We start from the raw sequence: 13,302 nt of genomic DNA on the forward strand, positions 1-13,302 counted from the left end.
CCCATGACCGAGGGGCCAGTCAGACGGAGAGCCACACCCGCCGCTGTCGACCACCAACCCACCATCACCGGGCCGGTAGCGCCACCTTCACAGTCAGTCCGTGAACCTTGGGGCCCGCTTCTCGAAGGACGCGGTCACGGCCTCCACCTGGTTGGGGCTGCCGATGAGCGCGCCGATCTCGGTCTGCTCCGCGGCGAGCTGGGTGGCGGCGTCGACCCGGCCGGAGCTCTCCAGCAGGCGCTTGGCCGCGCGGACCGCGTGCGGGTTGCGCCCCGCGATCTCCCGGGCCAGCTCGAGGGCCGCCTTCCGGGGGTCGGGGTCGACCCGCGTGGCGAGGCCGAGCGCGACCGCCTCCTCGCCCCGCACCTTACGGCCCGTGAACGTCAGCTCCTTGGCGACGTCGCGGCCCACGAGCTCGGGCAGCACCTGCGTGCCGGTCATGTCCGGGATCAGGCCCCACTTGACCTCGAGCACGGACAGCGACGCGTCGGGCGCGACGATCCTGATGTCCGCGCCGAGCGCGACCTGCAGCCCGCCGCCCAGCGCGTTGCCGGTGATCGCCGCGATGACCGGGACCGGCACCTGCGCCCAGACGGACGCCGCCCGCTGCCCGGTGGCCTTGGCGGGCCCGTCGCCGGGCGGGAGGTCGGCGGTGGCGGAGAGCCGCTGCCCGTCCCGCATTGCCTGGAAGGACCCGAAGTCGAGGCCGGCGCAGAAGTCCGGCCCTTCGCCGGACAGCACGACGGCTCGCAGCCCGGGCTCGGTCCGCAGCCGCTCGCCGGTGGTGACGAGGGCGGCGAACATCGCCGGGTCGAGGGCGTTGCGCTTCTCCGGCCGGGCCAGCCGGACGTCGGCCACCCCGTCCGTGATCTCGACGGTGACCCGCTGCGCGGACGTGTCGGACACCTCGGTCAACTCCTACCTCCCCGTGAACCGGGCCGGCCGCCGCTCCAGGAACGACGCGACCCCCTCGGCATGATCCTCCGACGCGAAGCACTCGGCGAGCGCCTCCCGCGTCGCGGCGACGTGGTCGGCCATCCCGATCCCGGCGCCGTCGAGCACGAGCTTCTTGGTCCGGGCCAGCGCGAAGGGCGACGCCGTCGCGATCTTCACCGCCAGCGCCCGCGCCGCGTCCGGAAGCTCCTCGGGCGCGTGCGACGACACCGCGAACCCCAGCGCCACGGCCTCGTCCGCACCGAGGTCGTCCCCGGTGTAGAGCAGCCGCAGGGCCGCGGGCGTGCCGATCTGGCGCGGCAGCAGCCAGGATCCCGCGCCCGTGTCGGAGACGAGCCCGCGGTGCACGAAGTTCCACCGGAACCGCGCCCTGGTGGAGACGAGCCGCAGGTCGGCCTGCGTGGCGAACTCCGCGCCCATGCCGACGGCCATCCCGTCGACTGCGCAGAGCACGGGCTTCGGGCACTCCATCAGGGCCGGGATCTCCCGCGAGCGGACGGCGCCGCGCTCGTCGGGCGAGCGACCTGCCAGATCGGCCAGGTCGATCCCCGCGCAGAAACTGCCCGGCACCCCTGTGACGAGCAGCACTGCGACCTCGGGGTCGTGGCCGGCCTCGTCGATCCGCGCCGTGAACTCCTCCAGCATGGCGTACGTCATGGCCCCGCGTTTCGCGGGCCTGTCGATCGTCAGTGTGGCGACGCGCTCCGCCACCTCGTACCGGATCTCCTGCATCCGACCCCTTCCCTCGGCGCCCGTGCCGATGCATCCTAGCTGAACGATCGTTAAGGAGGGCCCGTGGATTTCGCACTGCCGGTGGAGCTGACCCAGAAGCTCGACGAGCTCGACGCGTTCATCGAGCGGGAGATCGTCCCGCTGCAGGCGCAGGACGACAACGAGCGGTTCTTCGACCACCGCAGGGAGTGGGCGCGGACCGACTTCGAGGCCGGTGGCACCCCGCGCCGGGAGTGGGAGGAGCTGCTGCGCGAGATGCGCCGCCGCGCCGACGCCGCCGGCTGGCTGCGCTACGCCCTGCCCAAGGAGGTGGGCGGGCAGGACGGCAGCAACTTCGACATGGCCGTGATCCGCGAGCATCTCGCGCGCAAGGGCCTGGGGCTGCACAACGACCTGCAGAACGAGTCGAGCGTGGTGGGGAACTTCCCGTTCGCGCACATGCTGCTGGGCTTCGCCACCCCCGAGCAGCTCGACGAGTACATGGAGCCGATGCTCACCGGGCAGGCCCGGATCGGGTTCGGGCTCACCGAGCCCGACCACGGCTCCGACGCGACCTGGATGGAGACCCGCGCGGTCCGCGACGGCGACGACTGGATCATCAACGGCGCCAAGCGGTGGAACTCCGGGATGCACTCGGCCACCCACGACGTCGTGTTCGCCCGCACCAGCGGCAAGGACGGCGACGCCCGCGGGATCACCGCGTTCTTCGTCCCGACCGACAGCCCGGGGTTCTCGGTGGACTTCCACTGGTGGACGCTGAACATGCCCACCGACCACGCCGAGGTCACCATCACCGACGTCCGGGTGCCGAACTCGGCGATCTTCGGCGAGGAGGGCATGGGCCTGGCGGTGGCGCAGACCTTCGTGCACGAGAACCGGATCCGCCAGGCCGCCTCCGGGGTCGGCGCGGGCCAGTTCTGCATCGACCGCGCCGTGGCCTACGCCCGCGAGCGGGTCACGTTCGGGGCGCCGCTGGCCACTCGGCAGGCCATCCAGTGGCCGCTGGTGGAGCTGCAGACCGAGGCCGAGATGCTGCGCGGGCTGGTCCGCAAGACCGCCTGGGAGCTCGACCGGGTGCCGCACATGGAGATCAGCGACAAGGTCTCGATGTGCAACTACCGGGCCAACCGGTTCGTCTGCGAGGCCGCCGACCGGGCCATGCAGGTCCACGGCGGCCTCGGCTACTCCCGGCACACCCCGTTCGAGCACATCTACCGCCACCACCGCCGCTACCGGATCACCGAGGGCGCCGAGGAGATCCAGATGCGCAAGGTCGCCGGCTACCTCTTCGGCTTCGCCGGGCCCAACAAGGTGCGCTGATGACACGGGACTTCAGGGAGCTGGGCAAGCGCCTGTCGAACTGGGGGAGATGGGACCGCGACGGCGTCCGCGACCAGCGCGGCACCACCAACCTCCTCACGCCCGAGCGGGTCGCCGCGGCGGCCGGGCTCGTGCGTGACGGGCGGATCTTCGACCTCGGCATCCCCTTCGGCCGCGGGGGCCCGCAGCCGGGCGGGGGCCGGATCAACCCGATGATCCTGGTGTCGGAGACGGGCGCGGACCAGAACTACCCGGGCGCCTTCCACTACGCCGACGACTACGTGTTCATGCCGCTGCAGAGCGCCTCGCAGTGGGACGGGCTGGCCCACGTCTTCTACGACGACCAGCTCTACAACGGGTTCCCCGCCTCGTCGGTCAGCCCGCACGGCACCACCGCCAACTCGATCGAGCACCAGGCCAAGGGGATCGCGGGACGCGGTGTGCTGGTCGACGTCGCCCGGCAGCGCGGCGTCGAGTGGCTGGAGGCGGGCGAGGTGATCACCCCGGCCGAGCTCGAGGCGGCGATGGCCGCCCAGGGCGTCGCGCTGCAGGGCGGGGACATCCTGCTCGTGCGCACCGGCTGGCGGCGGAAGTTCCTCGTGGAGGCCGACGCCGCCGCGTTCATGGCCGGCGAGCCCGGGCTCGGCCTGGACTGCTGCGAGTGGCTGCACGAGCACGAGGTCGCCGCGGTCTGCTCGGACAACTGGGCGATCGAGGTGCTCCCGGGCGAGCTGCCCGACGAGCAGCTGCCGGTGCACATGGTGCTGATCCGCGACATGGGCATGACGCTCGGCGAGATCCTCGACTTCGAGGAGCTCTCCGCGGACTGCGCCGAGGACGGCCGGTACGACTTCTTCCTCACCGCACCGCCCATCAAGTTCCAGCGGGCCCTGGGCTCGCCCATCAACCCGTTGGCGATCAAGTGACGCGCGCGGACCTCCTGCGGCGCAGCCCGGTAGCCTTCCCGGAACCGTCCGGGGCCCCGGACGGACCGGTGAGCTGGGGAGGGATCGATGGCGCGAGCACACCAGCCCGCCACGCGGCCCCCGAACGCGCCGCCGGGCGACGCGGCGATCCTCGAGGCGTCGATCGCGACCATGGCCGAGCACGGCTACCACGGGACGTCGGTGCGGGACATCGCGCTGCGGGCCGGGCTGAGCCCCGCCGCGCTGTACCACCACTTCCCATCGAAGCAGGCCGTCCTCGCGATGATCATGGAGCGCGGGATCGAGGCGCTGCTGACCCGGACCCGCGAGGCGCTGGAGCGGGCCGGGGACGAGCCGGCCGACCAGCTCAGGGCGCTGGTCGAGGTGCAGGTGCTGTTCCACCTCGAGGACCAGCGCGGCACCCTGCTGGGCACCAGCGAGCTGCGGGCCCTGGAGGAGCCGGTGCGCACCCCGCACCTGGCCAAGCGGCACGCGCAGCAGCGGATGTTCGACGAGGTGGTGGCCCGGGGGGTCGAGCTCGGGGCCTTCCGCACGCCGCTGCCCAACGAGGCGTCGCGGGCGATCGTCGTGATGTGCACGGGGGTCGCGAGCTGGTTCTCGCCGGAGGGGCCCGCCTCGCCGGAGGAGATGGTGGGCCGCTACCAGCGCCTGGCGTTGGACATGGTCGACGCCGTGGACCCCGGTCCCTGGGACCGCCCGCCCGCCTGACGCGTGGGGGTGCGGCATGACCGCCGCCGCGGAGACCCGCAGGCCGACCGGCGACCCCGCCGACCCGGCCGTGCTCGCGGAGCTGCTCTCCGTCCGGCTGACCGAAGTCCTCGACGGCCCGGTCGAGGTCGTCGGGCTGCACCGGCTGACGGGCGGCGCGAGCCGCGAGACCTGGTCGTTCGGCGCCCGGACCGACGCGGGCACGCAGCGGCTGGTGCTGCGCCGCGACCCGCCCGGGCCGGGCCGGCCGGACGGCATGGCGCTCGAGGCGCGGGCGATCGCGGCCGCGGAGCGGGCCGGCGTACCGGTGCCGCCGCTGGTCGACCACGGCACGGACCCCGCCGTCGTCGGGGCGCCGTACCTGGTCACCCGGCACGTCGACGGGGAGACGCTCGCCCGCCGGCTGCTGCGCGACCCGGAGTACGCGCAGGTCCGCGGCACCCTGGCCACCGAGCTGGGCCGCGCGGTCGCGCGGGTGCACGCGATCCCGCCGGCCGACGTCCCGGGGCTGGAGCGCCGGGACCCGCTGGAGCACCTGCGGCAGACCTACGACGAGCTGGGCGAGCCGCTGCCGTCGATCGAGATCGCGCTGCACTGGCTGGAGAAGCACCGCCCCGCCGAGGTCCCCGAGTCGGTCGTCCACGGCGACTTCCGCAACGGGAACATGATCGTCGCGACGGACGGGCTGAAGGCCGTTCTGGACTGGGAGGTCGTGCACCTCGGCGACCCCCGCGAGGACCTCGGCTGGCTTTGCGTGAAGTGCTGGCGGTTCGGCGCCGCGCCCGCGGTGGGCGGGTTCGGCCCGCTCGACCAGCTGCTCGACGGGTACGCCGAGGTCGCCGGGCACCGCCCGGATCCCGAGGCGGTGCGCTGGTGGCAGGTGTTCGGTACCGCGCGCTGGGCCGTCGGCTGCCGCGGCATGGCCGAGCGGCACCTCTCGGGCGCCGTTCCGTCCGTGGAGCTGGCCGCGATCGGGCGGCGGGTGTGCGAGCAGGAGCACGACCTGTTCCTGGCGCTGGGCCTCCCGGTCGGGGACGTGCCGGAGACCCCCGAGGCCCCGCCGTCGGACCTGCACGGCCGGCCCACGAGCCGCGAGCTGCTCGACGCGGTCGCGCTCTACCTGCGCGAGGACGTCATGCCCGGGACGCAGGGCCGGCTGAGCTTCAACGCCCGGGTCGCGGCCAACGTCGTCGACACCGTCGCGCGGGAGCTCGCCCTCGGGCCGGAGCAGGAGCGCCGGCACCGCGAGCGGCTCGCCCGCTTCGGCCGCGCCGACCAGGCCGACCTCGCCGCCGCGATCCGCGCCGGCGTCGTCGACCCGGAGGATCCGGCGCTGCTCGCGGCGGTCCGGGCGGGGATCACCGACCGGCTCCTCGTGGCCAACCCGAAGTACCTGGCCCACCCGGGCGAGTGATCCGGCAGTTCCGGCCCGTGCAGTTCTGACCCCCTGCAGTTCCCACCCCGTGCGAAGGAGCACGAATGCGGATCGGCGACATGCTGTCCTTCACGGCCGCGCGGCGCGCGGACGAACCGGCCCTCCTCTTCGAGGACCGCTCCTGGACGTTCGCGGAGCTGGACCGCGACGTCCGCAGGCTGGCGAACGGGCTCACCCGGTACGCCGCCCCCGGGGACCGCATCGCGATCCTCACCGAGAACAACCCGGAGTACATCCAGGCCTACTACGGCGTCCCGGCCGCGGGGATGGCGCTGGTGTTCCTCAACTACCGGCTCAGCCCGCGCGAGGTCGCCCTCAACCTGGACGACTCCACGCCGACGATGCTCATCACCGAGCAGAAGTACCTGGAGACGGCCCGGCAGGCGATGGCGGACGTGCCGTCGATCCGGAGCGTCGTGTGCGTGGACGGACCTGCGGACGGGGCGCTGACCTGGGAGGACCTCCTCGGCGACCCGGTGGAACCCCCCGCGGTCGACGAGGACTCCCCGGCCTGGTTGATCTACACCTCCGGCACCACCGGCCGGGCCAAGGGCGCGGTGCTGAGCCACCGCAACGTCGTCGCGGCCGTCATGAACTCGTTGATCAGCTGGGAGCACGACCACGACCCCGGGGTGTCGCTGATGCCGTGGCCGCTGTGCCACATCGCGGGCTACGGCGTGCCGATGGCCCACGTCAAGGGCGACTCGATGGTCCTGCTGCGCCGCTACGACGCCGTCGGGTTCCTGGAGGCCGTGCAGACCCACCGGGTCCGCCAGACCTCCGTGGCGCCGACGATGCTCGCGATGCTGCTGCGCCATCCCCGCTTCCGGGAGTTCGACGTCTCGTCGCTGCGGCGGATCAGCTACGGCTCGGCACCGATGCCGGCCGCCGTGCTGCGCGAGGCGATGGCCGCGTTCCCGGACGTCAGGTGGCAGACCGGGTTCGGCATGACCGAGCTGGCGGGCAACGTCGTCGTGCACGGCTCCGCCGACCACGTGCGGGCGCTGGAGTCCGACGAGTCCCTGCTCACCAGCGTCGGGAAGCCGCAGTGGCTGTCGTCCGTGCGGATCGTCGACGCCGACGGCAACGACACCGCGGACGACGAGGTCGGCGAGCTGCTGATCCGCGGCGACCAGGTCTGCACCGGGTACTGGAACCGGCCCGAGGCGACGGCGGAGGCCAATCGCGACGGCTGGTTCCACAGCGGCGACCTGGCCCGGCGGGACGCCCGCGGCTACTTCTACATCGTCGACCGCAAGAAGGACATGATCCTCACCGGCGGGGAGAACGTGTACTCCCGCGAGGTCGAGGAGGTCCTGTTCCAGCATCCCGACGTGGCCGCGGCGGCCGTCGTCGGGCAGCCGGACGAGGTGTGGGGCGAGATCGTCGTGGCCGTGCTGGAGCCGCGCGAGGGCCGCACCCCCACCCAGGAGGACGTGCGCGAGTTCTGCCGCGGCCACCTGGCCGGGTACAAGATCCCGCGCCGGGTCCTGCTGGTCGACGAGCTGCCGCGGACCACGAGCGGGAAGGTGCGCAAGCCCGAGCTGCGCACCCTGGTCCGCGAGTCCGTTGACACCGCGGCGAGCCCTTCCTAACGTGAGCTGAACGCTCGTTCAGCGCGCTTCGTTCCCGGTCTTCCAGCGTCGGAAGGAGAACCGCATGGTCAGCGTCGACCCCGCTGCCGACCCCGCTCCCGTGCTCCGCGAGGTGGCCTCCGGGCTGCGCTTCCCGGAGGGGCCGATCGCCCTCGCGGACGGCTCGGTGGTGCTCGTGGAGATCCGCCGCGGCACGCTCTCACGGGTGTGGCCGGACGGGTCGGTCGACGTCGTCGCCGAGCTGGGCGGCGGCCCGAACGGCGCCGCCGTCGGTCCCGACGGGGCGATCTACGTGTGCAACAACGGCGGCTTCGAGTGGCACGACCGGCCGGAGGGCATCGTCGCGCCCGGGCACCAGCCGGCGGACTACAGCGGCGGCCGGATCCAGCGCGTCACGCTCGACGGCGAGGTGAAGGACCTCTACACGGAGGTCGACGGGCGGCCGCTGCGCGGGCCCAACGACATCGTCTTCGACTCCGCGGGCGGCTTCTGGTTCACCGACCTCGGCAAGAACCGCGGCCGGGAGATGGACGTCGGGCGGCTCTGCTACGCGCTGCCGGACGGGTCGTCGATCACCGAGGTCGTGCACCCGCTGATGACGCCGAACGGCGTCGGGCTGTCCCCGGACGGCTCCCGGCTCTACGTCGCCGAGACCCAGACCGGCCGGGTCTGGGAGTGGGAGGTCCTCGGCCCGGCGCGGCTGGGCCCGGCCGGCGACCCGCCGCGCGGACCGGGCGGGGCGAACCTGCTGCACGGCTTCCCCGGCTACCAGCTGCTCGACTCGCTGGCCGTCGACGGCGCCGGCAACGTCTGCGTCGCCACCCTGATCACCGGCGCGGTGAGCATCATCCGGCCGGACGGCACGCTCGAGCAGCAGGTCCCGGTGCCCGAGCCCGACCCGTTCGTCACGAACATCTGCTTCGCCGGCGCCGACTCCCGCACCGCCTACATCACCTCCTCCGGGCGCGGGAAGCTGTACGCGACGGAATGGCCCCACCCGGGCCTCGACCTGGCGTTCCGGGCATGACGGTCACGTCGGGCGGGAGCGTGCGGGCCGAGCCCACCGCCGCCCTCACCGCGCCCGGGGCGGAGTTCGCGCTGGTCGACACCGAGGTCCGCGGGATTCCGTGGCGGGTCTACGAGCGGGGCCCGCACACCCTGCGGGAGCTGTTCGAGATCGGCCGGACCTGGGGCGACCGGGTCTTCACCGTGTACCGGGACGAGCACGTCACCTATGCCGAGCACGCCCGGACCGTCGCCGGGCTGGCCCGCCTGCTGCACGACGAGTACGGGCTGCGCCGGGGCGACCGGGTCGCCGTCACGATGCGGAACTACCCGGAGTGGGCGCCCTGGTTCTACGCCTGCGCGGTGTCCGGGCTGGTGTTCGTGCCGCTCAACGCCTGGTGGACCGGGCCCGAGCTGCGCTACGCCCTCGACAACTGCGAGGCCCGGCTCGTCGTGGCGGACGGGGAGCGGGCGGCGATCCTCGAGGGCATCGACCTCCCGATGATCGAGGTCCGGGGCGAAGGCCGGGGTCGGCCGTGGGCCGAGGTGCTGGCCGCGCTGGACCGCGACGCCGCGCTCCCCGACGTCACCATCGACCCCGACGACGACGCCACGATCCTCTACACCTCCGGCACCACCGGGAAGCCGAAGGGCGCGGTCGGGACGCACCGCAACCACTGCACGAACATCCTCAACACGCTGCTCGGCGCCCGGGTCGCGGCGATCGTCGCGAACGGCGGGACCCCGCCGGAGCCGGACCCGGCGGCGCCGCAGCCGGGCGCGCTGTGCACGTTCCCGCTGTTCCACATCGCCGGGATCACCAGCCTGACCTACACCCCGCTGACCGGCGGGAAGCTCGTCACGCAGTACCGCTGGGACCCGGTCGAGGCGCTCGAGCTGGTCCGCCGCGAGGCGCTCACCGGTGTGTCGGGGGTGCCGACGGTCGGGCGGCAGCTGGTCGAGCAGGCCGCGCGCGAGGGCGGCGGGCTGCAGACGCTGGCCGCGCTCAGCATGGGCGGGGCGCCGATCCCGCCGGACCTCATCGGGCTGATCGACACCCAGTTCGCCTCGGTGGTGTCCCCGGCGAACGGCTACGGGCTCACCGAGACCACCAGCGCCGTCGTCTCCAACACCGGGCTGGACTACGTGACCCACCCGGACAGCGTCGGCCGGCTCGCCCCGGGCGCCGACATCCGCGTCGTCGACCCCGCGACCGGGGAGGACGCCGAGCCGGAGGGGGTGGGCGAGCTCTGGTTCCGCGGGCCCAACGTGGTGCGCGGGTACTGGAACAACCCCGAGGGCACGGCCGCGGCCTTCACCGACGGCTGGTTCCACACCGGTGACCTGGGGTTCTTCCGCGACGGCTGGGTGTACGTCGTGGACCGGATGAAGGACGTCGTCATCCGGGGCGGCGAGAACATCTACTGCGCGGAGGTCGAGGCCGCGCTGTTCGAGCACCCGGCGGTGGCCGACGTGGCGATCGTCGGGATCCCGCACGAGCGGCTCGGCGAGCAGGCCGTGGCCGTGGTCAACACCCGGGTCGAGGTCACCGCCGCGGAGCTGCAGCAGCACGTCCGCGAGCGGCTGGCCGAGTTCAAGGTGCCCGAGCACGTCGTGTTCCGCGCGGAGCCGCTGCCGCGCACACCCAGCGGCAAGGTCCTGAAGCGCGAGCTGCGCACGGAGGTGCAGGCATGACCGCGAGCCCGGGGACGGCGCTCACCGACATCCGGTACGAGGAGGACGGGCACGTCGGCGTGCTCACGATCGCCCGGCCGGAGGTGCACAACGCCCTGCGCCGCAGGACGTACGACGAGCTGGAGGACCTCGTCCGCACCACCACCGCCCGGGTCCTGGTGATCACCGGCGAGGGCCGCTCCTTCTGCTCGGGCGACGACGTCCGCGAGCTGATGGGCGGGGGCGACCCGGAGAAGCGCCCACCCCGGCCCGCCCCGCGGCTGACCCCCGCGGCCGGCGCGCTGCTCACGTCGAACGTCCCGGTGATCGCCGCCGTCAACGGCGCGGCGGTCGGCTGGGGCATGGAGCTGGCGCTGATGGCGGACTTCCGGGTCGCGGCGCGGCGCGCGAAGTTCGGCGAGCTGTTCGTCAAGCGCGGGCTGTGCAGCGACGTCGCCGGCATCGCGCGGCTCGCCCAGCTCGTCGGCCGGGAGAAGGCGGCGGAACTGCTGTTCACCGGCGAGATCATCGACGCCGAGGAGGCCGGCCGGATCGGGCTGGTCGGGCGCGTCGTCGACGACGAGCAGCTGCTGCCCACCGCGCTGGAGCTGGCCGGGCGGATCGCGGCGAACCCGCCGCTGGCCGTCGGCGCGCTGAAGGCGGGGCTGCGGGAGGCGCTCGACCCGGACTGGTCCGACCTGGGCCGCTGGGTCAACACGCGGCTGGGCGAGCTGTTCGCCACCGAGGACCACCGCGAGGGCGTGCGGTCCTTCCTGGAGAAGCGGGAGCCGAGGTACGTGGGGCGATGACGAGTTCGACGACGATGGCCGGCCTCGACGCGGCAGCCGTCGAGGCATGGCTGGCCGGGCAGGTCGACGGGTTCGCCGGCCCGGCACGGTTCACGTTGGTCGCGGGCGGGCGGTCCAACCTGACCTACCGGATCGACGACGCCGCGGGACACGCCTACGCGCTGCGCCGCCCACCCCTCGGAGGCGTGCTCAGCACCGCGCACGACATGAGCCGGGAGTGGCGGTTCATCTCCGCGATGGCGCCCACCGCGGTCCCGGTGGCGCCGCCGCGCGCGTACTGCGCCGATCCGGCGGTCACCGGCGCGGAGTTCTACGTCATGGACTTCGTGGAGGGCACCGTCCTCGCCGACCCCGCGGCCGCGGAGTCGCTGGCGCCCGCGGCGCGCGCCCGGGCGGGTGAGCACGTCGTCGAGGTGCTGGCGGCGCTGCACGCCCTGGATCCCGACGCGGTCGGGCTGGAGGGCTCGCGGAAGGGGTTCGCCGAGCGCCAGCTCGCACGCTGGCACCAGCAGATCCGCAACTCCGGGGTCGAGGGCGCCGAGCTGGCGCTGCTCGACGAGATCCACGCCGCGCTCGCCGCGCACGTCCCGCCGCAGACCCGCGGCATCGTGCACGGCGACTTCCGGCCCGGGAACATGACCTTCGGCCCGGACGGGACGGTCCGGGCGGTCTTCGACTGGGAGCTGTCCACCCTCGGCGACCCGATGGCCGACCTCGGCTACCTGGTCTCGCTGTGGCAGGAACCCGGCGACGAGCTGCCCGAGGGCGCCGACCCGGGGCCCACCACGGTCCCCGGCTTCCCGACGCGGGACGAGCTGGTCGACCGCTACGCCCGGACCACCGGCCGGGACGTGTCCGACCTGCCCTACTGGATCGCCTTCAACCGCTGGCGCTCGGCGTGCATCCTCGCCGGCGTGCAGGCCCGCTACCTCGCGGGCGTGATGGCCGACGACGGCTACGCGGACCAGGTCCGCGCCCGCGTCGCCACCGGCCGGCTGCTCGGCGAGTCTGCGAAGGAGGCGCTGGTCGCGGCCGGATTGGGGTGAGCGAACGGCGCTCTCGCTCACACCTGGTGAGCGGAGCGCCGCTCGTCATCCGCCCACGCCTGGTGGTTTGACCCGCGACACTGCCCGACATGGATACACCGGACGGCGGCCGGCTGCGGTTCGACGTGTACGGCCGCGCCGTGATCGAGGTCGAGCGGCGGGACGGGCGGTGGGTCGCCTCCTACGTGGGCGAGGGCCGCCGGCGCCCCGCCGAGGACGTGCGGCTCCCGCCGGAGGCGCCCGCGGAGTCCCTCGCCGACCACCTCGACGTGCTCTTCCACGAGTACGCCCGCCCCGGCACGAGCGTGCGCCGCGTCGGCTGGCACGCGGCCGACAGCGCGGCCGACAGCTCGACCGACAGCGGGCCGACAGGGGCCTGACACCGGTCGCGTGGACCGTCGTCGCCGACCCACTCACCGAGCCGGGGGAGACCCGATGACGACCGTCCAGCCCGACACCCTCCACGTCCGCCGCGCAGGGGAGGGCGAGCGCGCCGCCGTGGCCGCGACGCTCGCCGCAGCGTTCCGGGACGATCCCGTCTTCGCCTGGATCCACCCGGACCCGGTCGAGCGGGCGGACCGGACGCAGTTCTTCTTCGACCTCGCCGTCGAGGTGCTCGCGCAGCACGACGACACCTGGGCCGCCGGACCGGACGTCGCCGGCGCCGCCCTGTGGGTGCCGCACGGCAGCGCCCCGATGTCCGACGAGGAGGGCGAGGCGTTCGGGGGCGCGCTCGCGGAACGCGCCGGTGCCGACGCCGAACGGCTTCTCGCGCTGATGACCGTGATGGAGGAACACCACCCGCACGAGCCCCACGAGTACCTGTGGTTCGTCGGCGTCCGGCCGGGCCGGCAGGGCCTCGGCATCGGCAGCGCGACCATGGCGCCCGTCCTCGCCCGGGCCGACCGCGCCGGCCATCCGGCCTACCTGGAGGCGACGAGCGCCCGCAGCAAGGCCCTCTACGAGCGGCAGGGCTTCGTCGCCGCCACCCCGATCTCGGTCGCCGACAGCCCACCCCTCTGGCCCATGTGGCGCGACCCCCGCCCGACCTGACCCCGTGAGTGGCGATAGTCGCCA

General features: G+C 73.8%; 13 protein-coding genes. 11 read left to right on the top strand and 2 right to left on the bottom strand.

What is annotated here, in order from left to right:
* Positions 1–93: 93 nt before the first annotated feature.
* Positions 94–906 (bottom strand): crotonase/enoyl-CoA hydratase family protein, encoded by an 813-nt coding sequence (locus PKE99_RS31020; protein ID WP_081924629.1) that lies wholly within the window; start codon positions 904–906, stop codon positions 94–96.
* A gap of 12 nt (positions 907–918) precedes the next feature.
* Positions 919–1,686: an enoyl-CoA hydratase/isomerase family protein gene (locus tag PKE99_RS31025; protein ID WP_037051804.1), complete on the bottom strand. Its 768-nt coding sequence runs from the start codon at positions 1,684–1,686 to the stop codon at positions 919–921.
* 63 nt (positions 1,687–1,749) lie between these two features.
* On the opposite strand from PKE99_RS31025, the gene PKE99_RS31030 reads away from it, so the two are divergent.
* The 11 genes from PKE99_RS31030 (at position 1,750) to PKE99_RS31080 (ending at position 13,278) form a co-directional block, all read left to right on the top strand.
* Positions 1,750–3,006, top strand: a complete 1,257-nt coding sequence (locus PKE99_RS31030; RefSeq protein ID WP_037051803.1) for an acyl-CoA dehydrogenase family protein — start codon at positions 1,750–1,752, stop codon at positions 3,004–3,006.
* The gene (locus PKE99_RS31035) at positions 3,006–3,932 is read left to right on the top strand and encodes a cyclase family protein (RefSeq protein ID WP_037051801.1); all 927 of its coding nucleotides are present in this window, start codon (positions 3,006–3,008) and stop codon (positions 3,930–3,932) included. Before PKE99_RS31030 ends, PKE99_RS31035 begins: the two co-directional genes overlap by 1 nt.
* A gap of 87 nt (positions 3,933–4,019) precedes the next feature.
* Entirely contained in the window at positions 4,020–4,661 is a 642-nt protein-coding gene (locus PKE99_RS31040) for a TetR/AcrR family transcriptional regulator (RefSeq protein WP_037051800.1), read from the top strand.
* A 16-nt stretch (positions 4,662–4,677) separates the two neighbouring features.
* Entirely contained in the window at positions 4,678–6,075 is a 1,398-nt protein-coding gene (locus tag PKE99_RS31045; RefSeq protein ID WP_081924626.1) for a phosphotransferase family protein, read from the top strand.
* Between the two features lie 65 nt (positions 6,076–6,140).
* Positions 6,141–7,691, top strand: coding sequence for a class I adenylate-forming enzyme family protein (locus PKE99_RS31050; protein ID WP_037051799.1), 1,551 nt, complete (start codon positions 6,141–6,143; stop codon positions 7,689–7,691).
* Positions 7,692–7,755: 64 nt separating this feature from the next.
* Positions 7,756–8,718 carry an SMP-30/gluconolactonase/LRE family protein gene (locus PKE99_RS31055; protein ID WP_051738109.1) on the top strand — a complete coding sequence of 321 codons (963 nt, stop codon included), beginning with the start codon at positions 7,756–7,758 and terminating at the stop codon, positions 8,716–8,718.
* Complete coding sequence (locus PKE99_RS31060; protein ID WP_051738108.1) at positions 8,715–10,391, top strand: class I adenylate-forming enzyme family protein; 1,677 nt, start codon at positions 8,715–8,717, stop codon at positions 10,389–10,391. The genes PKE99_RS31055 and PKE99_RS31060 overlap by 4 nt, the downstream gene beginning before the upstream one ends.
* Positions 10,388–11,179 (top strand): enoyl-CoA hydratase/isomerase family protein, encoded by a 792-nt coding sequence (locus tag PKE99_RS31065; protein ID WP_037051798.1) that lies wholly within the window; start codon positions 10,388–10,390, stop codon positions 11,177–11,179. The genes PKE99_RS31060 and PKE99_RS31065 overlap by 4 nt, the downstream gene beginning before the upstream one ends.
* Positions 11,176–12,225, top strand: coding sequence for a phosphotransferase family protein (locus PKE99_RS31070; protein ID WP_231498390.1), 1,050 nt, complete (start codon positions 11,176–11,178; stop codon positions 12,223–12,225). The genes PKE99_RS31065 and PKE99_RS31070 overlap by 4 nt, the downstream gene beginning before the upstream one ends.
* An 89-nt stretch (positions 12,226–12,314) precedes the next feature.
* Positions 12,315–12,605: a DUF7661 family protein gene (locus PKE99_RS31075; RefSeq protein ID WP_051738107.1), complete on the top strand. Its 291-nt coding sequence runs from the start codon at positions 12,315–12,317 to the stop codon at positions 12,603–12,605.
* Positions 12,606–12,660: 55 nt separating this feature from the next.
* Positions 12,661–13,278, top strand: a complete 618-nt coding sequence (locus PKE99_RS31080; protein WP_037051797.1) for a GNAT family N-acetyltransferase — start codon at positions 12,661–12,663, stop codon at positions 13,276–13,278.
* The last annotated feature ends 24 nt before the right edge of the window (positions 13,279–13,302 follow it).

Origin of the sequence: Pseudonocardia halophobica, from assembly GCF_027922425.1 — a bacterium.
Classification (GTDB): domain Bacteria; phylum Actinomycetota; class Actinomycetes; order Mycobacteriales; family Pseudonocardiaceae; genus Pseudonocardia; species Pseudonocardia halophobica.